Annotated in this window: 23 protein-coding genes and 1 pseudogene; 19 read left to right on the top strand and 5 right to left on the bottom strand. The window is 64.1% G+C overall.

Annotated features, from left to right (window positions below; genetic code table 11):
* Positions 1 to 43 precede the first annotated feature (43 nt).
* Positions 44 to 451 carry a twitching motility response regulator PilG gene (gene pilG, locus ACF8C6_RS05325; RefSeq protein WP_277688203.1) on the bottom strand — a complete coding sequence of 136 codons (408 nt, stop codon included), beginning with the start codon at positions 449 to 451 and terminating at the stop codon, positions 44 to 46.
* Between the two features lie 216 nt (positions 452 to 667).
* On the opposite strand from pilG, the gene gshB reads away from it, so the two are divergent.
* From gshB to ACF8C6_RS05290, 7 genes are all read left to right on the top strand, one after another.
* Positions 668 to 1,627 (top strand): glutathione synthase, encoded by a 960-nt coding sequence (gshB, locus tag ACF8C6_RS05320; protein WP_341687936.1) that lies wholly within the window; start codon positions 668 to 670, stop codon positions 1,625 to 1,627.
* A gap of 87 nt (positions 1,628 to 1,714) precedes the next feature.
* A complete protein-coding gene (locus ACF8C6_RS05315; protein WP_392498330.1) occupies positions 1,715 to 2,611 on the top strand; it encodes an energy transducer TonB in 897 nt (298 codons plus the stop codon).
* A gap of 50 nt (positions 2,612 to 2,661) precedes the next feature.
* Positions 2,662 to 3,228: a YqgE/AlgH family protein gene (locus ACF8C6_RS05310; protein WP_392498329.1), complete on the top strand. Its 567-nt coding sequence runs from the start codon at positions 2,662 to 2,664 to the stop codon at positions 3,226 to 3,228.
* A complete protein-coding gene (gene ruvX / locus ACF8C6_RS05305; RefSeq protein WP_392498328.1) occupies positions 3,225 to 3,650 on the top strand; it encodes a Holliday junction resolvase RuvX in 426 nt (141 codons plus the stop codon). Before ACF8C6_RS05310 ends, ruvX begins: the two co-directional genes overlap by 4 nt.
* 19 nt (positions 3,651 to 3,669) lie before the next feature.
* Positions 3,670 to 4,179: a bifunctional pyr operon transcriptional regulator/uracil phosphoribosyltransferase PyrR gene (gene pyrR / locus ACF8C6_RS05300; protein WP_392498327.1), complete on the top strand. Its 510-nt coding sequence runs from the start codon at positions 3,670 to 3,672 to the stop codon at positions 4,177 to 4,179.
* An 11-nt stretch (positions 4,180 to 4,190) separates the two neighbouring features.
* A complete protein-coding gene (locus tag ACF8C6_RS05295; protein WP_392498326.1) occupies positions 4,191 to 5,192 on the top strand; it encodes an aspartate carbamoyltransferase catalytic subunit in 1,002 nt (333 codons plus the stop codon).
* Positions 5,192 to 6,463 (top strand): dihydroorotase, encoded by a 1,272-nt coding sequence (locus tag ACF8C6_RS05290; RefSeq protein WP_392498325.1) that lies wholly within the window; start codon positions 5,192 to 5,194, stop codon positions 6,461 to 6,463. The genes ACF8C6_RS05295 and ACF8C6_RS05290 overlap by 1 nt, the downstream gene beginning before the upstream one ends.
* A 275-nt stretch (positions 6,464 to 6,738) precedes the next feature.
* Here the strand turns inward: ACF8C6_RS05290 and ACF8C6_RS05285 are convergent, their stop codons facing one another.
* Complete coding sequence (locus tag ACF8C6_RS05285; protein WP_392498324.1) at positions 6,739 to 7,764, bottom strand: IS110 family transposase; 1,026 nt, start codon at positions 7,762 to 7,764, stop codon at positions 6,739 to 6,741.
* Between the two features lie 108 nt (positions 7,765 to 7,872).
* Entirely contained in the window at positions 7,873 to 8,271 is a 399-nt protein-coding gene (locus ACF8C6_RS05280) for an NINE protein (RefSeq protein ID WP_392498323.1), read from the bottom strand.
* Between the two features lie 149 nt (positions 8,272 to 8,420).
* Between ACF8C6_RS05280 and ACF8C6_RS05275 the strand changes: the two genes are divergently transcribed.
* Both ACF8C6_RS05275 and ACF8C6_RS05270 read left to right on the top strand, forming a co-directional pair.
* Positions 8,421 to 9,632: a putative DNA modification/repair radical SAM protein gene (locus ACF8C6_RS05275; RefSeq protein ID WP_392498321.1), complete on the top strand. Its 1,212-nt coding sequence runs from the start codon at positions 8,421 to 8,423 to the stop codon at positions 9,630 to 9,632.
* On the top strand, positions 9,632 to 10,504 hold the full coding sequence (locus tag ACF8C6_RS05270; protein WP_392498320.1) for a TIGR03915 family putative DNA repair protein: 873 nt from the start codon (positions 9,632 to 9,634) through the stop codon (positions 10,502 to 10,504). Before ACF8C6_RS05275 ends, ACF8C6_RS05270 begins: the two co-directional genes overlap by 1 nt.
* On the opposite strand, the gene ACF8C6_RS05265 is transcribed toward ACF8C6_RS05270, so the two are convergent.
* A complete protein-coding gene (locus ACF8C6_RS05265) occupies positions 10,470 to 11,615 on the bottom strand; it encodes a PilT/PilU family type 4a pilus ATPase (RefSeq protein WP_277688192.1) in 1,146 nt (381 codons plus the stop codon). The two genes, ACF8C6_RS05270 and ACF8C6_RS05265, sit on opposite strands and share 35 nt — an antisense overlap.
* 51 nt (positions 11,616 to 11,666) lie before the next feature.
* On the bottom strand, positions 11,667 to 12,701 hold the full coding sequence (gene pilT, locus ACF8C6_RS05260) for a type IV pilus twitching motility protein PilT (protein WP_277688191.1): 1,035 nt from the start codon (positions 12,699 to 12,701) through the stop codon (positions 11,667 to 11,669).
* A gap of 72 nt (positions 12,702 to 12,773) precedes the next feature.
* Here pilT and ACF8C6_RS05255 point away from each other — a divergent pair, with 72 nt between their 5' ends.
* The 10 genes and pseudogenes from ACF8C6_RS05255 (at position 12,774) to hemW (ending at position 21,382) form a co-directional block, all read left to right on the top strand.
* Entirely contained in the window at positions 12,774 to 13,475 is a 702-nt protein-coding gene (locus ACF8C6_RS05255; protein ID WP_392498319.1) for a YggS family pyridoxal phosphate-dependent enzyme, read from the top strand.
* Positions 13,472 to 14,290 carry a pyrroline-5-carboxylate reductase gene (gene proC, locus ACF8C6_RS05250; RefSeq protein WP_392498318.1) on the top strand — a complete coding sequence of 273 codons (819 nt, stop codon included), beginning with the start codon at positions 13,472 to 13,474 and terminating at the stop codon, positions 14,288 to 14,290. Before ACF8C6_RS05255 ends, proC begins: the two co-directional genes overlap by 4 nt.
* A gap of 9 nt (positions 14,291 to 14,299) precedes the next feature.
* On the top strand, positions 14,300 to 14,890 hold the full coding sequence (locus tag ACF8C6_RS05245) for a YggT family protein (RefSeq protein WP_277688188.1): 591 nt from the start codon (positions 14,300 to 14,302) through the stop codon (positions 14,888 to 14,890).
* Positions 14,887 to 15,182 (top strand): annotated as a pseudogene (locus ACF8C6_RS05240) (DUF167 family protein). The gene ACF8C6_RS05245 and the pseudogene ACF8C6_RS05240 overlap by 4 nt, the downstream one beginning before the upstream one ends.
* 152 nt (positions 15,183 to 15,334) lie before the next feature.
* Positions 15,335 to 17,323, top strand: coding sequence for a dynamin family protein (locus ACF8C6_RS05235; protein WP_392498316.1), 1,989 nt, complete (start codon positions 15,335 to 15,337; stop codon positions 17,321 to 17,323).
* Positions 17,324 to 17,422: 99 nt separating this feature from the next.
* Entirely contained in the window at positions 17,423 to 18,562 is a 1,140-nt protein-coding gene (locus ACF8C6_RS05230) for a homoserine O-acetyltransferase (protein ID WP_392498314.1), read from the top strand.
* A gap of 3 nt (positions 18,563 to 18,565) precedes the next feature.
* The gene (gene metW, locus ACF8C6_RS05225) at positions 18,566 to 19,186 is read left to right on the top strand and encodes a methionine biosynthesis protein MetW (protein ID WP_392498313.1); all 621 of its coding nucleotides are present in this window, start codon (positions 18,566 to 18,568) and stop codon (positions 19,184 to 19,186) included.
* 23 nt (positions 19,187 to 19,209) lie between these two features.
* Positions 19,210 to 19,629, top strand: coding sequence for a DUF4426 domain-containing protein (locus ACF8C6_RS05220; RefSeq protein ID WP_392498312.1), 420 nt, complete (start codon positions 19,210 to 19,212; stop codon positions 19,627 to 19,629).
* Positions 19,630 to 19,631: 2 nt separating this feature from the next.
* Entirely contained in the window at positions 19,632 to 20,225 is a 594-nt protein-coding gene (gene rdgB, locus ACF8C6_RS05215) for an RdgB/HAM1 family non-canonical purine NTP pyrophosphatase (protein ID WP_277688182.1), read from the top strand.
* Positions 20,222 to 21,382 carry a radical SAM family heme chaperone HemW gene (gene hemW / locus ACF8C6_RS05210; protein ID WP_392498311.1) on the top strand — a complete coding sequence of 387 codons (1,161 nt, stop codon included), beginning with the start codon at positions 20,222 to 20,224 and terminating at the stop codon, positions 21,380 to 21,382. Before rdgB ends, hemW begins: the two co-directional genes overlap by 4 nt.
* The last annotated feature ends 167 nt before the right edge of the window (positions 21,383 to 21,549 follow it).

The raw sequence follows: 21,549 nt of genomic DNA, 5'->3' as shown, positions 1-21,549 counted from the left end.
GGTTCCCCGTTAGGAATAGGCGTCACCGGCTTGTGGCCGGAAATCAGGAGGCTTGCTCCACTGGGACGAATTGGGGCACATGCGCCTTGATGGCACCGAGCAGCTCTTCCTTGCTGAATGGCTTGGTCAGGTACTGGTCGGAACCGACGATGCGCCCCTTAGCCTTATCGAACAAACCGTCCTTGGAAGACAGCATGATCACCGGCGTGGATTTGAAAGCACTGTTGTTCTTGATCAGAGCGCAGGTCTGATAGCCGTCGAGACGCGGCATCATGATGTCAACGAAAATAATGCTCGGATGGGTATCGGCAATCTTGGCCAATGCATCGAAACCATCTACCGCGGTGATGACCTCGCAGCCCACCTTCTTCAGCAGAGTCTCGGCGGTGCGGCGAATCGTCTTCGAATCGTCGATCACCATGACTCTCAACCCTTCGGAATGCTGTTCCATGTCTGCCCTACCATCGCCTCGGTAATTATTTTTTATCTACATCACAGTGTGGCTGAGGCCGTAACACTGACGGGCTGCGCCCCGATCGTCCGGACTTTTTAGCACACTCTACAGATGCAATCTATAAGCCCCTAATACTCGGGGTTTTTCTTGACCGGACCGGCCCTCAACGCCACCCTTGTGCCCTCTCCGACTCGCTGCCAGCAGGTTCCGCTCATGAGCATTCGCCTGGGGATCGTCATGGATCCCATCGCCCAGATCAACTTCAAGAAGGACAGTTCGCTGGCCATGCTTCTCGCCGCACAAGCCCGCGGCTGGTCACTCTTCTACATGGAGCAAAAAGACCTTTACCAAACGACTGGCGAGGCGCGTGCCCGCATGCGCCCGCTGAGCGTATTCGCGGATCCGCAGCGCTGGTTCGAGCTGGATGACGAACAGGACAACCCGCTAAGCGAGCTGGACGTAATCCTGATGCGCAAGGACCCGCCCTTCGACATGGAGTTCGTCTACACCACCTACCTGCTGGAGCAGGCCGAGCGTGCCGGCACGCTGATCGTCAATCGCCCGCAAAGCCTGCGGGACTGCAACGAAAAGCTGTTCGCCACCCAATTTCCCCAATGCATGCCACCGACCCTGGTCAGCCGCAGGCCGGACATTCTGCGCGAGTTCGCCGAAACGCAGCGTGACATCATTCTCAAACCCCTGGATGGCATGGGCGGCGCCTCGATCTTTCGTCACCGCGCCGGCGACCCCAACTTGTCGGTGATCCTGGAAACCCTCACCGCCCATGGCACCCAGCAAATCATGGCCCAGGGCTATCTGCCAGCCATCGTCGATGGCGACAAACGCATCCTGATGATCGACGGTGAGCCCGTGCCCTACTGCCTGGCACGCATCCCCGCCCAGGGCGAGACCCGCGGCAACCTGGCCGCAGGCGGCCGCGGCGAAGCGCGCCCACTGACCGCGCGGGATCGCGAGATCGCCGCCGCCGTAGGCCCGACCCTGCGCGAGAAAGGCCTGCTGTTCGTCGGTCTGGACGTGATCGGCGACTACCTCACCGAGATCAACGTCACCAGCCCGACCTGCATTCGCGAGATCGACAAGGCCTACGACACCCGCATCGGCGAACGCCTGATGGACGCCATCGAAACCAAGCTGCAGGCACGCAAAGCTTGATCCAGGTGGCAGCTTGGCGCTTGCGGCTTGCGAGTCGCCGCCCTGAGCCGGCAGACTGCGCGACACTCTGAAGCCAGCCACCGTCCGATGAACGCTGCCACCACGATTCCCGCCGAACTTGCCCACTCAGGTGTCCGCCCCGCGGATCGCCTGGGCTTCACCCTGCTGATAGCCACCCTGCTGCACCTGGCGCTGATTCTCGGCGTCAGCTTCACCCTGGCCAAGCCCAGCGAGATCAGCAAGACCCTGGAGATCACCCTGTCCACCTTCAAGAGCGAGGAGAAGCCCAAGGAGGCCGACTTCCTCGCCCAGGACAACCAACAGGGCAGCGGCAGTCTGGAAGAAAAAGCCGCCCCCAAAACCACCGAGCAAGCGCCCTTCCACGACACCCAGGTCAACAAGGTCACCCCCGCCGCCGCGCCCGCACCGAGCAAGCCCCAGGAAGCGCCCAAGGCCGCGCTGGCCACGCGCAGTCCGCAACCGCAGAAAACCCCGACCAAACGCGAAGAGAAACAGCCCGAGCCGGATGCTCGGCCAGCACCGGTGTTCGACAGCTCGCAGCTGTCTATGGAGATCGCCAGCCTGGAAGCGCAGCTGGCCCAGGAGCAACAGCAATACGCCAAGCGCCCGAAGATCCTGCGCCTGAACGCCGCCTCGACCATGCGTGACAAGGGCGCCTGGTACAAGGACGACTGGCGCAAGAAGGTCGAGCGCGTTGGCAACCTCAACTACCCGGAAGAAGCTCGCCGCCAGCGGGTCTACGGCAATCTGCGCCTGCTGGTGTCGATCAACCGTGACGGCACCATCTACGAGGTGCAGATCCTCGAATCCTCCGGCCAGCAGGTGCTGGATCAGGCCGCCCTGCGCATCGTGCGCCTGGCCGCCCCCTTCGCGCCCTTCACCGGCGACCTGGCCGATATCGACCGCCTGGAGATCATCCGCACCTGGCGCTTCGAGCGCGGCGACCGATTGTCCAGCAACTGAGCCCTGCTTGGCGCTTGAAGCTGGCGTCAGCTGGGCGGAAACTAACGCCCATGAAAACTGCCACCAGCTACCTCAAGCACCACTTCCTGATCGCCATGCCACACATGGCCGATCCGCACTTCGCGCAAACCGTCACCTACCTGGTCGAACACAACGAGCAAGGCGCCATGGGCCTGGTGATCAACCGCCCCAGCGGCCTCAACCTGGCCGACGTGATGGAGCAACTGCGTCCAGACGAAACACCGCCCGCCCTGTGCCAGAGCCTACCGATATTCTCTGGCGGCCCGGTGCAGACCGACCGTGGCTTCGTCCTGCACCCGACCGGGCATACCTATCAGGCAACCCTGGAACTGGGCGAGCTCGCCCTCTCCACGTCCCAGGATGTGCTATTTGCCATCGCCGACGGCCAGGGCCCCAGCCAGCATCTGATCACCCTCGGCTACGCCGGCTGGGAGGCCGGCCAGCTGGAACAGGAACTGACTGACAACGCCTGGCTGACCTGCCCGGCCGACAGCGAAATCCTCTTCAGCACCCCCTTCGACCAGCGCCTCGCCGCTGCCGCCGCATCCCTGGGCATCAACCTCAGCCTGCTCAGCGCCCAGGCTGGCCACGCATGAGCAGCTCACCACGCCTGTTGCTGGGCTTCGACTACGGCACCAAACAGATCGGCGTCGCCGTCGGCCAGGCCATCACCGGCCAGGCCCGCGAGCTCTGTGTGCTCAAGGCGCAGAACGGCGTACCGGACTGGAGCAAGGTCGAAGCCCTGATCAAGGAGTGGCAGCCGGATGCCATCGTCGTCGGCCTGCCACTGAACATGGACGGCACGAAGAGCGAGATGAGCGAGCGCGCCGAAAAATTCGCCCGCCGCCTCAACGGCCGCTACAACCTGCCAGTGCACACCCATGACGAACGCCTGACCACCTTCGAAGCCAAGGGCCAGCGCCTGAGCCAGGGCCAGCGCGGTGGCTACCGCGAGCGCCCGGTGGATGCCCTGGCTGCTGCCTTGCTGCTGGAAGGCTGGCTGGAACAGAAACTGTAAATCCATTGCGAGGAACGCCATGACCCTGCCCGCCCCCCAACAGCTGCTGCCACGCATGGCCGCCGACCTGCGCAGCCTGCTGGCACGCCGCGGCATCACCCAGGCGCACTTCATCGGCATTCGCACCGGCGGTATATGGGTCGCTGAAGCGTTGCTCAACGAACTCGGCCTGGACCAACCACTGGGCACGCTGGATGTGTCGTTCTACCGTGACGACTTCACCCAGAGCGGCCTGCACCCGCAGGTTCGCCCCTCGGCCCTGCCGTTCGAGATCGAAGGCCAGCACCTGGTGCTGATCGACGACGTACTGATGAGCGGGCGCACCATTCGCGCCGCGCTCAACGAACTGTTCGACTACGGCCGCCCGGCCAGCGTGACCCTGGTCTGCCTGCTCGACCTGGACGCCCGCGAGCTGCCGATCCACGCCGACGTCCTCGGCGCCAGCCTCGCCCTGGCGCCCCACGAGCGGGTAAAATTGTCCGGCCCTGCGCCGCTCGCCCTCGAGCTGCAAACCCTTACCGCTTCCTAAGGCCTGCCACCATGCCTACCGCCGCCTCGCGCTCGCTGCAGCTGAATGACCAAGGCCAGCTGCGCCACTTCCTCTCGCTCGACGGCCTGCCCCGCGAGCTGCTGACGGAAATCCTCGACACCGCCGACTCCTTCCTCGAAGTCGGCGCCCGCGCCGTGAAGAAAGTCCCGCTGCTGCGTGGCAAGACCGTGTGCAACGTGTTCTTCGAAAACTCCACGCGCACCCGCACCACCTTCGAACTGGCCGCCCAGCGCCTGTCGGCCGATGTGATCAGCCTCAACGTGTCGACCAGCTCGACCAGCAAGGGCGAGACCCTGTTCGACACCCTGCGCAATCTGGAAGCCATGGCCGCCGACATCTTCGTCGTGCGCCACGCCGACTCGGGCGCCGCGCACTTCATCGCCGAGCACGTGTGCCCCAACCTGGCGATCATCAACGGCGGCGACGGCCGTCACGCGCACCCGACCCAGGGCATGCTCGACATGCTCACCATCCGCCGCCACAAGGGCAGCTTCGAGAACCTCTCGGTGGCCATCGTCGGTGACATCCTGCATTCGCGGGTGGCGCGCTCCAACATGCTGGCGCTCAAAGCCCTGGGCTGCCCGGATATCCGCGTCATCGGCCCGAAGACCCTGCTGCCGATCGGCATCGAGCAGTACGGCGTCAGCGTCCATCATGACCTGACCGAAGGCCTCCGGGACGTTGACGTGGTGATCATGCTGCGCCTGCAGCGCGAGCGCATGCAGGGCGGCCTACTGCCCAGCGAGGGTGAGTTCTACCGCCTCTACGGCCTCACCGAACAGCGCCTCAAGCTGGCCAAACCGGACGCCATTGTCATGCACCCGGGGCCGATCAACCGCGGCGTGGAAATCGAGTCGGCGGTGGCCGACGGCGAGCGCTCGGTAATTCTCAACCAGGTCACCTACGGCATCGCCATCCGCATGGCCGTGCTGTCCATGGCCATGAGCGGCCAGACCACCCAGCGTCAACTCGATGCCGAGGAGCAGAACTGATGCGCACCCGTATCCTCGGAGCCCGAGTCATCGATCCCGCCAGCGGTCTGGATCAGGTTCGCGACCTCTACCTGGACGGCGGCAAGCTGGCCGCTTTCGACCAGCCCCCAGCCGGCTTCAACGCCGACCGCGAGATCGACGCCCGCGGCCTGATCGCCACCCCCGGCCTGGTCGACCTGTCCGTCGCCCTGCGCGAGCCGGGTTACAGCCGCAAGGGCAGCATCGCCAGCGAAACCCTGGCCGCCGCGGCCGGGGGGGTCACCAGCCTGTGCTGCCCGCCGCTGACCAAGCCGGTGCTGGACACCTCGGCGGTGGCCGAGCTGATCCTCGACCGCGCCCAGGAAGCCGGGCACACCAAGGTCTTCCCCATCGGCGCCCTGACCAAAGGCCTGGCCGGCGAGCAACTTGCAGAACTGGTCGCCCTGCGTGACGTCGGCTGCGTGGCCTTCGGCAACGGCCTGGCGCCGTTCGCCAACAACCGCAACCTGCGCCGCGCCATGGAGTATGCCGCCACCTTCGATCTGACCCTGGTGTTCCACGCCCAGGACGCCGAACTGGCCGAAGGCGGGTTGGCCCATGAAGGCCCCACCGCCAGTTTCCTCGGCCTGGCCGGCATCCCGGAAACCGCCGAAACCGTGGCCCTGGCCCGTGCCCTGTTGCTGGTCGAACAAAGCGGCGTACGCGCCCATTTCAGCCAGCTGACCAGCGCCCGCGGCGCCGAGATGATCGCCCAGGCCCAGGCGCGCGGCCTGCCGGTCAGCGCCGATGTGGCCATGTATCAGCTGATCCTCACCGACGAGTCGCTGCTCGGCTTCTCCAGTCTGTATCACGTGCAGCCGCCGCTGCGCACCGCCTTCGACCGCGACGGCCTGCGCGAGGCGGTGAAGAGCGGCGTGATCGGCGCCATCGCCAGCCACCACCAGCCACACGAGGCCGACGCCAAGCTGGCCCCCTTCGGCGCCACCGAGCCGGGCATTAGCAGTGTCGAACTGTTGCTGCCGCTGGCCCTGACCCTGGTGCAGGACGGCCTGCTCGACCTGCCGACGCTGCTGGCACGCCTGACCAGCGGCCCGGCCAAGGCCCTGCGCCTGCCCGCCGGGCGCCTGGCCATCGGCGCCCCGGCCGACATCACCCTGTTCGACGGCGAAGGCCAGACCCTGGCCGGCGAGAGCTGGCGCTCGAAAGGCAGCAACTGCCCCTTCATCGGCCACTGCCTGCCCGGCCAGGTGCGCTACACCCTGGTGGATGGGCGCATCAGCTATCAGGCCTGAAGCCCAGCCACAAAAAATCTATGGTCACCCCCATTTTTGCAATACTGATCAACGATGGCTGTTTGGCTTGCTTAAATCTATCCGGCGTCTATCTGGGGCATGCCCCGCGCCACGATGAGAGTCGCGCCTGGCGATCCTGAAAAGCCCGACGGCTTCTAAAGCCGATTTTTATGTCAGGTTCTTCGCCAGGCCGGTGGGCCGTTCATGTCATCGGTTGTTCAACATCGCAAAAATCGCCTGAAAGGGTGTTTCGTAGTACAGCTGTAATGGCGGGGTCAGGCGACAGCAGCGCCTGGCCCCGCTTTGAATTGCGAGTGATTGGCTGCGATAGCCCAGGCGATGCGGGCGAACTTGTTGGCCAGGGCGCATACCACCACATTCGAGTGCCGCCGCTCACGCAGCGAGCGAACCCAGTCGGCCAAAGCGCCCTGCTGGAACTGAAGACGTTGCAGATAGACCCTGGCGCACTGCACCAGTAGCCGGCGCAAGTTCTTGTCGCCGCGCTTGCTGATTCCCAGCAGATTGGCCCGGCCTCCCGTGCTGTATTGGCGTGGCACCAGACCCACCGATGCCGCGAAATCACGACTGCCGCCATACTGTTTGCCATCGCCCATCTCGGCGCACAGTAGGCTGGCCGTGATCGGCCCCACACAGGGGATGCTCAGCAGGCGGCTGCCCAGGTCGTCCTCGGCAAGCTGGCCGGTCATTTCCTTGTCCAGCGATTTGATCTGCTCGTCCAGGTAGCAGAAGTGCTCATGCAAGCGACTCAGCAGCCCGACCAGGCGCGGTGGCAACTCGTGCTCGTTTAACGTGCTCGGCAGCCGCCTGACCAGCGACAACCCCTTGGGCAGGCTGATACCGAATTCCAACAGGAACCCATGGGCCTGGTTCGCCGTCTTCGTCCGGTCACGCACCAGGGACTCGCGCATCCGGTGCAAAACCGACAAGGTTTGCTGGGCTTCGGTCTTCGGTGTCACGAAGCGCATGGTAGGCCGGGAGGCGGCTTCACAGATCGCCTCGGCATCGATGAAGTCGTTCTTGTTGCCCTTAACGAAAGGCCGCACGAACTGCGGCGAAATCAGCTTCACTTCATGCCCGAACGCTACCAGTTGCCGAGCCAGAAAGTGTGATCCCGCACAAGCTTCCATCGCCACTGTGCACCTCGGCAAGTTGCCCAACAATCGCATCATCTGCTGGCGTGTCGCTTTCCTGCGCAAGACTTCTCGACCGACATTGTCCTGCCCATGCAAATGAAAGCTGTGCTTGCCGAGATCGATACCAACCAGTGCGACGCTGCTCATGATGATGGCCTCCGAAATAAAACACCCTGCGAGAGCGTAGCCCTCGCAGGGTGTGGGGGTGACCATCTCATTAGCCCGCCAGTCGGCGGGCTTTTTTGTGGGCACAGATCAGGCGCGGGAAGCGTTCTTGATCGAAATCTGGGTATTCAGCGTCCAGAAGTCATACAGCACGCCAATCAGGAACAGCCCGCCGGTGAACAGGTAGATGATCCCGGTGATCCACTTGCCCTGGTACATGCGGTGCACGCCGAATACACCGAGGAAGGTGAGCAGAATCCAGGCCACGTTGTAATCAGTATCGCCCGCGGTGAAACGCAGGTCCGCCTCACGATCCATCGCCGGGATCAGGAACAGGTCGATGATCCAGCCGATGAAGAACAACCCCAGGGTGAAGAACCAGATAGTCCCGGTCACCGGCTTGCCGTAGTAGAAACGGTGGGCGCCGAGGAAACCAAAGATCCAGAGCAGATAGCCAATAACCTTGCTGTGTGTGTCCTGTCGCTGCATGCCTGCCTCCTGCGATTAATGTCACTGTACTGACCGCGCACTCTACGCAAGGTTGCCCTCGCGGGCGAAAGCCTTTGCGTTACAACTTCTGCCTTGCCGCCTTGCCACCACTCAAATACTGTATATAAAAACAGTATACGAGCAACGCCATGCAGCTGATCGACAAGCTCACCATTCTCGCCGATGCCGCCAAGTACGACGTGTCCTGCGCCAGCAGCGGCGCCCCCAAACGCAGCTCCAAGGGCAAGAGCGGACTGGGGGCGACCAACGGCATGGGCATCTGCCACAGTTTCACGCCGGACGGGCGCTGCGTGGCGCTGCTGAAGATTCTGCTGACCAACTTCTGCCTGTACGACTGCCAGTACTGTGTCAACCGCCGCTCCAGCGACGTGCCACGCGCACGCTTCACCCCCGAGGAAGTCGTCACCCTGACGCTCGATTTCTACCGGCGCAACTGCATCAGCGGCCTGTTCCTCAGCTCCGGCATCATCCGTTCCGCCGACTACACCATGGAGCAGCTGGTGCGCGTGGCCAAGCTGCTGCGCGAGGAACACCAGTTTCGCGGCTACATCCATCTCAAGACCATTCCCGACGCCGACCCACTCCTGATCGCCGAGGCCGGTCGCTACGCCGACCGCCTCAGCGTCAACATCGAACTGCCCACCGAGAGCAGCCTGATCCGCCTGGCGCCGGAGAAGCAGGTAGGCACCATCAAGCAGGCCATGCATTCGATCCACCTGGGCGAGAGCGAAGCCCGCGTGGAAAAGCTCGCCCCGCGCTTCGCCCCGGCGGGGCAAAGCACACAGATGATCGTCGGCGCCGACGCCACCGACGACAGCACCATCCTGCACACGGCGCAGTCGCTGTATGGCGCCTACCGCTTGCGCCGGGTCTACTACTCGGCGTTCAGCCCGATTCCGCATAGTCCCAAGAGCGTGCCGTTCGAGGCGCCGCCGCTGCTGCGCGAGCACCGCCTGTACCAGGCCGACTTCCTCCTGCGCGGCTACGGCTTCACGGCCGGCGAACTGCTCAGTGGCCCCGGCAACCTGGCGCTCGACATAGACCCCAAGCTGGCCTGGGCGCTGAATCATCGCGAGCATTTTCCCGTCGACCTCAACCGCGCCGAACCCGCCCTGATCGCGCGCGTGCCCGGCATCGGCGTGCTCAGCGCCAAGCGCCTGGTCGCGCTGCGCCGACACAAGCGCATTCGCTACGAGGATGTCACCCGCCTGCGCTGCGCCCTGGACAAGGCCCGGCCCTTTATCGTTACCCAGGATTACCGGCCGCCGCTGCAGGAAAGTGAGTCGCACAACCTGCGCCTGCAACTGAGCGAGGCGCCGGCACAGATGGCGCTCTGGTAATGCACGCCGCCCACTTCGACGGCAGTTTCAGTGGCTGGCGCCAGGTCGCGCGCGAGTTGTTGGCACAGCACGTCGCGCCGCAGGCAATCACCTGGTGCGAACAGGACGCGGACGACGATCTGTTCGCTCGTGCCCACGTCCCCACAGAGCCGACAGCAGCCAGCGCGCCGGTCAAGGTGCCGCGTCAGTTGCTGGAGTTGCTGGAGCAGGCCGCTCGCTATCGCTGCGCGGAGCGCTGGAGCCTGCTGTACCGGGTGCTGTGGCGCGTCTGCCAGGGCGAACGGAACGCCATGCTGGCCGGCGATCCGGACGGCAGTGAACTGCACAGACGGCTCAAAGCCGTGCGCCGCGAGGCGCATCACCTACATGCCTTCTTGCGTTTCCAGCCCTGTTCCGCCGAGAGCAGCCCTAACTTCGTTGCCTGGCATGAGCCGGCCCACGACATCCTGCTCAGTGCCAGCATGCACTTTGCCGAGCGCATGGGCGCGCACAGCTGGCTGATCGCCACGCCACGCGATGGCGTGTACTGGGATGGCCAGCGCCTGCGACACGAACAACGCTGCCCACTGCAATGGCGGCAATGGGCCCAGATGCCCGACGACGAAGGTCAGCAGCTGTGGCTGACCTACTACGAAAGCACCTTCAACCCGTCGCGCCTGAATCGTGGCGTACTGGAGAACAATCTGCCGGTGCGTTTCTGGAAGAACCTGCCGGAAGGGCCGCTCATACCGCAGTTGATGCAGCGCGCCCGCAGCGGAGAACAGCGCCACGGACAGGCACTGGCCGTTGGCCTGCGCGCCGGCAAGATCATTCGCCCGCGCGCGGAGGACGCCGGGACTAGCGGAAGCGCCGCCCCGGATCTTCCTCGCTGACTTCCAAGCTGAGGCCCTGACTCATGCTGGTCAGGTGCTCGCCGTCGGTTTCCGACCCCAGCTTGATCATCAGGCGCAGGTCGTTGGCCGAGTCGGCATACAGCAGGGCGTCCTCGTAGGTGATCTCACCCTGGGTGTAGAGATTGTAGAGAGCCTGGTCGAAGGTCTGCATGCCCAGTTCGGTCGAGCGTTTCATCAGGCCCTTGAGCTCGTGAATTTCGCCCTTGCGGATCAGGTCGGCAGCCAGCGGGGTGTTGATCAGCACCTCGATCACCGCCCGACGCCCCTTGCCATCCGGGGTCGGCACCAACTGCTGCGCGACGATGGCTTTGAGGTTGAGCGACAGGTCCATCCACACCTGGTTGTGCCGGTCCGGCGGGAAGAAGTTGATGATGCGGTCCAGCGCCTGGTTGGCGTTGTTGGCGTGCAGGGTGGCCAGTGCCAGGTGGCCGGTTTCGGCGAAAGCCACGGCGTAGTCCATGGTCTCGCGGGTACGGATCTCACCGATCAGGATCACATCCGGCGCCTGGCGCAGGGTGTTCTTCAGCGCCACCTCGAAGGACTCGGTGTCGATGCCGACTTCACGCTGGGTGACGATGCAGTTCTGGTGCTGGTGGATGTACTCGATCGGGTCTTCGATGGAGATGATGTGGCCACTGGTGTTCTTGTTGCGGTATCCGATCATCGCCGCCAGCGAGGTGGACTTACCGGTACCGGTAGCACCGACGAACAGCACCAGGCCGCGCTTGGTCAGTGCCAGCTTCTTCAGCACCTCGGGCAGCTTGAGATCATCGAGGGTCGGGATATTGGTCTCGATGCGGCGCAGCACCATGCCGGCCAGGTTGCGCTGATAGAAAGCGCTGACACGGAAGCGACCGACGCCGCGGGCGCTGATGGCGAAGTTACACTCGTGATTCTCGGTGAACTCGCGGCGCTGCTGCTCGTTCATCACCGAGTGCACGGTCTCGCGAGTCTGCTCCGGCGACATGGGGTTCTTGGTCACCGGCATGATCTTGCCGTTAACTTTCATCGACGGCGGCACACCCGCCGTGATGAACAGGTCAGAACCACCCTTTTCCACCATCAGCCGCAACAGCTTTTCGAATTCCATCTATCCCGCCCGTATTGCTCGTGCATGGCCGCCTCGATGACGGCCTCGTTATTAGAAGTTTTCCGGCGTCTTGGCTTTTTCGCGCGCACTTTCGCGGCTGATCAGGCCCTTGCTCAGCAGATTCTTCAGGCAGCTGTCGAGGGTCTGCATGCCCAGCGAACCACCGGTCTGAATTGCCGAGTACATCTGCGCCACCTTGTCCTCACGGATCAGGTTACGGATCGCCGGGGTACCGATCATGATCTCGTGGGCCGCCACCCGCCCACCGCCGATTTTCTTCATCAGCGTCTGCGAGATCACCGCCTGCAGGGATTCGGAGAGCATGGAACGAACCATGGACTTCTCCTCGGCCGGGAACACGTCGACCACCCGGTCGATGGTCTTGGCCGCGGAGGTGGTGTGCAGAGTGCCAAATACCAGGTGACCGGTTTCCGCGGCGGTCAGCGCCAGGCGGATGGTCTCCAGGTCACGCATCTCACCCACCAGAATGATGTCCGGGTCTTCCCGCAGGGCCGAGCGCAGGGCTTCGGAGAAGCCGTGGGTATCGCGATGCACCTCACGCTGGTTGACCAGGCACTTCTTCGACTCGTGAACGAACTCGATCGGGTCTTCGATGGTGAGGATGTGGTGGTATTTGTTGTTGTTCAGGTAGTCGAGCATGGCCGCCAGGGTGGTCGACTTGCCCGAACCGGTCGGGCCGGTCACCAGCACCAGACCGCGCGGTACGTCGGTGATCTTCTTGAACACCTCGCCCATACCGAGGTCTTCCATGCTCAGGACCTTGGAAGGAATCGTCCGGAACACGGCGCCGGCGCCGCGATTCTGGTTGAAGGCGTTGACCCGGAAACGCGCCACGCCAGGGACCTCGAAGGAGAAGTCGGTTTCCAGGAACTCCTCGTAATCCTTGCGCTGCTTGTCGTTCATGATGTCGTAGATCAGCGCGTGGACCTGTTTGTGGTCCATCGGCGGCAGGTTGATCCGCCGTACATCACCATCGACACGAATCATCGGCGGCAGACCCGCCGAGAGGTGCAGGTCCGACGCGCCTTGCTTGGCGCTGAAGGCGAGCAGCTCGGTAATATCCATGGGACTCCCCAATCACATGCAAGCAGGTAGAATGCCGCAGACCCCTGATGGGCGGGCTTAAGAGCGCAAGTAATGTCCACGATAGCAGAGAATATTGCAAAGGTTCGCGCGCGTATCCGTGAGGCGGCGCAAGCCTCGCAGCGCGATTCGGCGGCAATCGGCCTGCTCGCCGTGAGCAAGACCAAACCTGCCGCCGCCATTCGCGAAGCGTTCGCCAGCGGCCAGCGCGACTTCGGTGAAAACTACCTGCAGGAAGCCCTCGGCAAGCAGGCCGAGTTGAGCGACCTGGACTTGATCTGGCACTTCATCGGCCCCATTCAATCGAACAAGACCAGGTCGCTGGCCGAACACTTCGACTGGGTCCACTCGGTGGATCGCCTGAAGATCGCCCAGCGCCTGTCCGAACAACGCCCCGCGCACCTACCACCGCTGAATATCTGCCTGCAGGTCAATGTCAGCGGCGAGACCAGCAAGTCTGGCTGCACGCCCGAGGAACTACCGGCGCTGGCACGCGCCGTGACACAACTGCCGCACCTGAAACTACGTGGATTGATGACCATCCCCGAGCCAACTGAAGATCCCGTCGCCCAGCGTGTGCCATTGGCGCAACTGCGTGAATTGCGCGATGGACTGGGGATGGACCTCGACTGCCTGTCGATGGGCATGAGCCAGGATCTGGAGGCCGCCGTGGCCGAAGGCGCTACCTGGGTGCGCATCGGATCGGCGCTGTTTGGTGCGCGCGACTATTCAGCTAATAAAGGAAGCGAATCATGAGCCACCCGCGCATCGCCTTCATCGGCGCCGGCAACATGGCCACCAGCCTGATCGGCGGCCTGTTGGCCCAGGGCATTCCGGCCAGCCATATCCGCGCCAGCGAACCAGGCGCCGAACAGCGCGCCAAGGTTGCCAGCGAATACGGCATCGAAGTCTTCGAGAACAACGCCGACGCCGTGAGCGGCGCCGACGTGGTGGTGCTGGCGACCAAGCCGCAGGTGCTCAAGGGGGTATGCCAGGCCCTGGCGCCCAGCCTGCAGCCACAACAACTGATCGTCTCCATCGCCGCCGGCATCACCTGCGCCAGCCTGAGCGCCTGGCTCGGCGACCTGGCCATCGTGCGCTGCATGCCCAACACGCCGGCCCTGCTGCGCCAGGGCGTGAGCGGCCTGTATGCCAACGCGAAAGTCTCTGCCGCACAGCGCCAGCAGGCCGAACAGCTGCTGAGCGCCGTCGGCCTGGCCCTGTGGCTGGATAAGGAGCAACTGATCGATGCCGTCACCGCCGTTTCCGGCAGCGGCCCGGCCTACTTCTTCCTGTTGATCGAGGCGATGACCGCCGCCGGCGAGCAACTCGGTCTGCCCCGCGCGACCGCCGCCCAGCTGACGCTGCAGACCGCCCTGGGCGCCGCACGCATGGCCACCGAGAGCGCTGTCGATGCCACCGAGCTGCGCCGCCGCGTCACCTCGCCCAACGGCACCACCGAAGCGGCGATCAAGAGCTTCCAGGCCGGCGGCTTCGAAACCCTGGTGCAACAGGCGCTGGATGCCGCCGCCAAACGCTCCGCCGAACTCGCCGAACAACTGGGCCAATAAGGAACCCTCATGAACGGACTGAACACCGCCGCCATCTACGTCCTGCAGACCCTCGGCAGCCTGTACCTGCTGATTGTTCTGCTGCGTTTCGTCCTGCAACTGGTACGTGCCGACTTCTACAACCCGCTCAGCCAGTTCGCCGTCAAGGCCACCCAGCCGCTGCTCAAACCGCTGCGCCGGATCATCCCCGGCTTCGGCGGTCTGGACCTGGCTTCGTTGCTGCTGGCCATCCTGGTGCAGCTGGCGATCATGGGCCTGACCCTGCTGTTGGCCTACGGCACCACCGGCAACCCGCTGCAACTGCTGGTCTGGGCGGTGATCGGGGTGACCTCGCTGTTCCTCAAGATTTTCTTCTTCGCACTGATCATAAGCGTCATCCTGTCCTGGGTCGCACCGGGCAGCTACAACCCTGGCGCACAGCTGGTCAACCAGATCTGCGAGCCGCTGCTGACGCCCATCCGCAAGATACTGCCGAGCCTCGGCGGCCTGGATATCTCGCCGATCTTCGCCTTTATCGCCATCAACCTGCTCGACATGCTGGTGGTGAAGAACCTGGCGGCCATGAGCCACATGCCGGCGGTACTCGGCCTGCTGATGTGAGCTGGTTCCGCTGGGACGGCGAAGACCTGCTGCTCGACTGCCACCTGCAGCCCAACGCGAGCCAGGACGAGTTCGCCGGGCTGCACGGCGGACGGCTGAAGATTCGCCTGACCGCGCCACCGCTGGAAGGCAAGGCCAACGCCCAACTGCTGGCGTTCATTGGCAAGGCGTTCGGTGTCGCCAAGAGCCAGGTTCGCCTGGAAAGCGGCGACCTGACCGACTGAAGCGCGTGCGCATCCAGGCGCCACGCCAGCTGCCACCCCTGCCAGGACTGACCGCTCGGTCGCCTTGATCAGCCACCGGGCAGGAGTTGTGAACCAGCGCAATTGACGCCTGCCCATGCCTCCGCATAATGCAGTCATCTTCGGCAAAGCTCCGGGTATATTGCAGAGCCCTGCCAGAAACCCCGCCCAAGCAGGATGCACCACCCAGAGGAGCGCCAGGATGAGCATGGAACGTCTCAGTCAGCAGGTTGATGCCTACGTCGGCTGGAAGCGCGAGTTGATGCGCGAGATTACGCGCTACCGCAGCTGGCTGGCGCACAACCGCCTCGGCTCGGACGCCATGGAGGCGCGCCTGGAGCGCGCCCTCAAACTGCTGCGCACCGACCACATCACCCTGGCCTTCGTCGGCGAGTTTTCTCGCGGCAAGACCGAGCTGATCAACAGCCTGTTCTTCTCCGAGTACGGACAACGCATGCTGCCGTCCCAGGCCGGGCGGACCACCATGTGTCCGACCGAGCTGTTCTTCGACCCCCGCTCGGAACGCTCCTATATCCGCCTGCTGCCCATCGAAACCCGCATGACCGACGCCAGCGTGGCACAGTTCAAGCGTATTCCCCGGCATTGGGTGAACATTCCGCTGGATCCCAGCGACCCGAACAATATGGCGCTGGCCTTCGCCCAGGTCGCGAAAACCAAACCGATGGCGGTTGAACAGGCGATCCAGCTCGGCTTCCTGCCGGAAATGCTGGAAGCCACCGGCAAGCCGGGACAGGTGCTGGTACCGGCCTGGCGCCACGCCATGGTCAACTTTGACCACCCGCTGCTGCGCCAGGGCCTGCGCATTCTCGACACCCCGGGCCTCAACGCCCTGGGCAGCGAGCCGGAGCTGACCCTGTCGATGCTGCCCAGCGCCCAGGCGATCATCTTCCTGCTGTCTGCCGACACCGGCGTCACGGCCAGCGACATGGCGATCTGGCAGGAGCATATCCGCCAGCTCGACGAAGACACCCAGGCCAGCCTGTTTGCCGTACTCAACAAGATCGACGTGCTGTGGGACGACCTGGCCGGCGAGGAGTACGTGCAGAAAGCCATCGGTCTGATACAGAACACCACGGCCAAGCAGCTCGGCATTCCTGCCGCCAGCGTGCTGCCGCTGTCAGCCAAGCAGGCCCTGATTGCCAAGGTGCGCCAGGACGATGCTCTGCTCAACCGCAGCCAACTGGCCAATCTGGAAAACCTGCTGTGCGAGCGCATCGTCGCGCAGAAGGAACGCCTGCTCGAAGACCGCGTGGTCAATCAGGTACTGGCCCTGCTCAACAACAGCCAGCACGTACTCAGCCTGCGCCTGGAAAAAGTGCGCGAGCAGCAGCACCTGCTCACCACGCACCAGCACGACAATGGCCAACTGCTGTTCGAGCTGACCGCCAAGACCAAGGAAGACCACAGCCAGCACCACAAGCGCCTGCTCGGACTGAAGACCAACCAGCGCCTGCTGCGCCGCCAGGGCGAGTTGCTGCGTGCGGCAGTGCGCCCGGAACGCCTGGAGCAGCACCTGGCTCAAGTACGCCAGGGCCTGGCCGGAAGCTGGACCACCCTGGGCATCAATCAGGCCATCGTGCAGTTCTTCCGCAGTGTCGGCCACGACCTGAGCAATCTGGCCCAGGAAGCCGAGATGGCCAACAAGATGGTCGCCGCCATCTACCGCCGGCACAACGAAGAGAACCCGCTGCACGGCGTGGATGCACCGCAGTTCAACAGTCAGCGCTACCTGCGCGAGCTCAAGCAACTGCGCGAGAAGGCCGACCAGTTCCGCCTGCACCTGAAGACTCTGCTCACCGAACAGCGCAGCCTGACCCGACGCTTCTTCGCCACCCTGGTGCAGGAGGTCATCGGCCTGCACCAGCGCCTGCGCAACGACGCCGAACAATGGGCCAGCGACGCGCTGATGCCGCTGATGCAGCACACCCTGGAGCACAAGCAGTTGCTGGAAACCCACATGCTGCGGCTCAAGGCCCTGGCCCAGGAGACCCAGCAGGCGCGCCAGCGCGGCCAGCAGCTGGCCAGCTATACCGCGCAACTGGAAACCCAGCTGGCCCAGGCCAACGAGATGCTCCGCGCGCTGCGTCGACCAGCACCGATCCAGCGCCAGGGCAAGGTGGTCAGCCTGCCTACCGCGATCCGTCCACAGAGCGCCTCTGAGCAGGCCTGAAAGCCTCTAGATTCAGGCACTTGCCCACGGCCTCCGGTGCTTGCTGCCGGGGGCTGTGCTCTTTAGACTGCTGCTCTTCTTCGAACGAGAGCAGGCTCGATGCCGACTGTTTTCCCCGCCGACTCCGTTGGCCTGGTCACGCCCCAGACCGCGCACTTCGACGAGCCGCTGGCCCTGGTTTGCGGCCGCAGCCTGGCCCGCTACCAGCTGGTCTACGAAACCTATGGCACGCTCAACGCCACGGCCAGCAACGCCGTACTGATCTGCCATGCGCTCTCCGGCCACCACCATGCCGCCGGCTACCACAGCACCGATGATCGCAAACCAGGCTGGTGGGACAGCTGCATCGGCCCCGGCAAGCCAATCGACACCGACAAATTCTTCGTCGTCAGCCTCAACAACCTCGGCGGCTGCAATGGCAGCACCGGCCCCTCCAGCCTCAACCCGGCCAGCGGCAAACCCTACGGCGCCGACTTCCCGGTGATGACGGTAGAAGACTGGGTGCACAGCCAGGCACGTCTGGCCGACCGACTCGGCATTCAGCAGTGGGCGGCGGTCGTGGGTGGCAGCCTCGGCGGCATGCAGGCCCTGCAGTGGACCATCAGCTACCCGGAGCGCGTGCGCCACTGTCTGTGCATTGCCTCGGCGCCCAAACTGTCGGCGCAGAACATCGCCTTCAACGAGGTCGCGCGCCAGGCCATCCTCACCGACCCGGAGTTCCACGGCGGCCACTTCCAGGAGCACGGCGTGATACCGAAGCGCGGCCTGATGCTGGCGCGCATGGTCGGGCACATCACCTACCTGTCGGATGACGCCATGGGCGAGAAATTCGGCCGCGAACTGAAGACCGACAAGCTCAACTACGACTTTCACAGCGTTGAGTTCCAAGTCGAGAGCTACCTGCGCTACCAGGGCGAGGAATTCTCCGGGCGCTTCGACGCCAATACCTATGTGCTGATGACCAAGGCCCTGGACTACTTCGACCCCGCCGCTGCATACGGCGACGATCTGGCCAAGACGCTGGCCGGGGTGAAGGCGGACTTCTGCCTGATGTCCTTCACCACCGATTGGCGCTTCTCGCCGGCCCGCTCTCGGGAAATCGTCGACGCCCTGCTCAGCGCGAAGAAAAACGTCTGCTACCTGGAAATCGATGCACCGCAGGGCCACGACGCCTTCCTCATGCCGATCCCGCGTTATCTGCAGGGGTTTAGCGCCTACATGAACCGGATCGAGGTGTAAGTCATGCGTGCGGATCTGGAAATCATCCAGGAATGGATCCCGGCGGGCAGCCAGGTGCTCGATCTCGGCTGCGGTGACGGCGAACTGCTGGCTCACCTGCGCGAACACAAGCAGGTGGGCGGCTACGGACTGGAGATCGATCCGGACAAAATCGCCACCTGCATCAGTCGCGGCGTCAACGTGATCGAACAGAACCTCGACGAAGGCCTCGGCAACTTCGCCGACAACAGCTTCGACGTGGTGGTGATGACGCAGTCGCTGCAGGCCCTGAAGTATCCGGACAGGGTACTGGCCGAGATGCTGCGCGTGGGCAAGACCTGCATCATCACCTTCCCCAACTTCGGCCACTGGCGTTGCCGCTGGTACCTGACCACCAAGGGCCGCATGCCGGTATCCGACTTCCTGCCCTACACCTGGTACAACACGCCGAACATCCACTTCTGTACCTTCGAGGATTTCGAGCGCCTGTGCCTGCAACAGGGGGCAAAGGTGGAAGCACGTCTGGCGGTGGATCACGCCCACCGGCACAACCTGGGCAGCCGACTCTGGCCTAATCTGTTAGGTGAAATCGGCATCTATCGCGTCAGCGGGGCCGGCCTGGCCGATGGCCGCGCAGCCGTCTAACCCCGACGCTCCGGAGAACTCTCATGCAACGCTTTGTATCTCTCGTGTTCTGCCTGCTACTCGCTCTGCCTGCCGTTGCCGAGCGCAAACAGACCTTCGGCGAACTGGACGTGCACTACAGCACCTTCAACTCCAGTTTCCTGCAACCCGATATCGCCGCTACCGTGGGTCTGACCCGCAGCAAGACCATCGGCGTGCTCAACATCGCCGTGCTCAAGGACGGCAAAGGCCAGCCGGCCAAGGTCAGTGGCAGCGTGAAAAACCTGCTGGGCCAGACCAGCCCCCTGCAGTTCAAGCAAGTGCTGGAAAGCGGCGCCGTGTACTACCTGGCCGAATTCCCCCTGCGCCAGCGCGAAGTGCTGACCTTCAGCATCAACGTGCAGCTCGGCGACGCGGCACCACACACCCTCACCTTCAACCAGGAAGTGTTCCCGGACGAATGACCATGCCCTTCACAGAACTGGTACTGGCCAGCCACAACGCCGGCAAACTCAAGGAACTGCAAGCCATGCTCGGCGAGCATGTGCGCGTGCGCTCGATTGGCGAGTTCTCCAGCGTCGAGCCGGATGAAACCGGCCTGTCCTTCGTCGAGAACGCCATTCTCAAGGCGCGTAACGCCGCGCGCATTTCCGGCCTGCCGGCCCTGGCCGACGACTCCGGCCTGGCCGTGGATTGCCTCGGCGGTGCCCCCGGCATCTACTCGGCGCGCTATGCCGATGGCCAGGGTGACGCCGCCAACAACGCCAAGCTGCTGGAAGCGCTGAAGGATGTACCGGATGCCGAGCGCGGCGCCCAGTTCGTCTGCGCCCTGGCCCTGGTGCGTCACGCCGACGACCCACTGCCGATCCTCTGCGAAGGCCTGTGGCCAGGCAGTATCCTGCGCGAAGCACGTGGTGCCGAAGGCTTCGGCTATGACCCGCTGTTCTGGGTACCCGAGCGTCAGTGCTCCAGCGCCGAACTGGCCAGTGACGAAAAGAACCGCATCAGCCACCGCGCCCGCGCCATGGCCCTGCTCAAGCAGCGCCTGGGGCTCGCATGAGCACACCCGCCGGCGGTGGCTTCCAGCTACCGCCCCTTGCGCTGTACATCCACATCCCGTGGTGCGTGCGCAAATGCCCCTACTGCGACTTCAACTCCCACGCCGCCGGCCCGAATCTGCCGGAAGAGGAGTACGTCGACGCCCTGCTGGCCGACCTCGACGCCGACCAGGCGCACGCTCACGGTCGTGAGCTGACCTCGATCTTCTTCGGCGGCGGCACGCCCAGCCTGTTCTCGGCCAAGGCCCTGGGCCGCCTACTGGAAGGCGTGCAAAAACGCGTGCCGTTCGCCAGCGATATCGAGATCACCCTGGAGGCCAATCCGGGCACCTTCGAGCAGGCCAAGTTCCGTGACTACCGCAGCCTCGGCATCAATCGCCTGTCGATTGGCGTGCAGAGCTTCCAGGAGGCCAAGCTCAAGGCCCTGGGCCGTATCCACAATGGTGACGAAGCAATCCGTGCCGCCGACATGGCGCGCGCCGCCGGCTTCGACAACTTCAACCTCGACCTGATGCACGGCCTGCCCGAGCAGAGCATCGAGGACGCCCTGTTCGACCTGCGCACGGCCATCGCCCAAGGCCCGACGCACCTGTCCTGGTACCAGCTGACCATGGAGCCGAACACGGTGTTCTGGAGCCAGCCGCCGGAGCTGCCCGAAGACGACCTGCTGTGGGACATCCAGGAAGCCGGCCAGGCCCTGCTCGCCGCCGAAGGCTATGCACAATACGAAGTCTCCGCCTACGCCCAACCAGGCAAGGCGGCGCGACACAACCTCAACTACTGGACCTTCGGCGACTTTCTCGGCATCGGCGCTGGCGCCCACGCCAAGCTGAGCAGCCCTCATGGGCGTATCGCGCGCACCTGGAAGACACGCCTGCCCAAGGACTACCTGGACAGTGGCAAATCCTTCCAGGCTGGCGAGCGGCTTCTGGATGCCGAAGAGCTGCCCTTCGAGTTCCTGATGAACGTGCTGCGCCTGACCGAGGGCGTGCCCGCCGCCCTGTTCGAGCAGCGCACCGGCCTGCCACTGGAAAGCCTCGACGAAGCCCGGCGTGAAGCCGAAGCGCGCCAGCTGCTGCTACGCGACCCACAACGCCTGGTCGCCACCCGCGAAGGCCAGCTGTTCCTCAACGACCTGCTGCAGCACTTCCTGCCGTAGGTGGGTCGGGCGGCGTAGTTTGGGTTGAGCGCAGCGAAGCCAAACGAGCGAAGCTGCAGGCCGAGCCAAACCTGGCCAGACAGGGGCCTGGCTCTCCGCAGTTGGGCTTCGGCACTGCGTGCCTCAACCCAACCTACGCACCTCAACCTACCGCAGCCCCGGCGACA

The sequence above is a fragment of the Pseudomonas sp. zbq_18 genome (assembly GCF_043102245.1).
GTDB lineage: Bacteria > Pseudomonadota > Gammaproteobacteria > Pseudomonadales > Pseudomonadaceae > Aquipseudomonas.
This window is presented reverse-complemented; position numbering and strand designations above follow the sequence as displayed.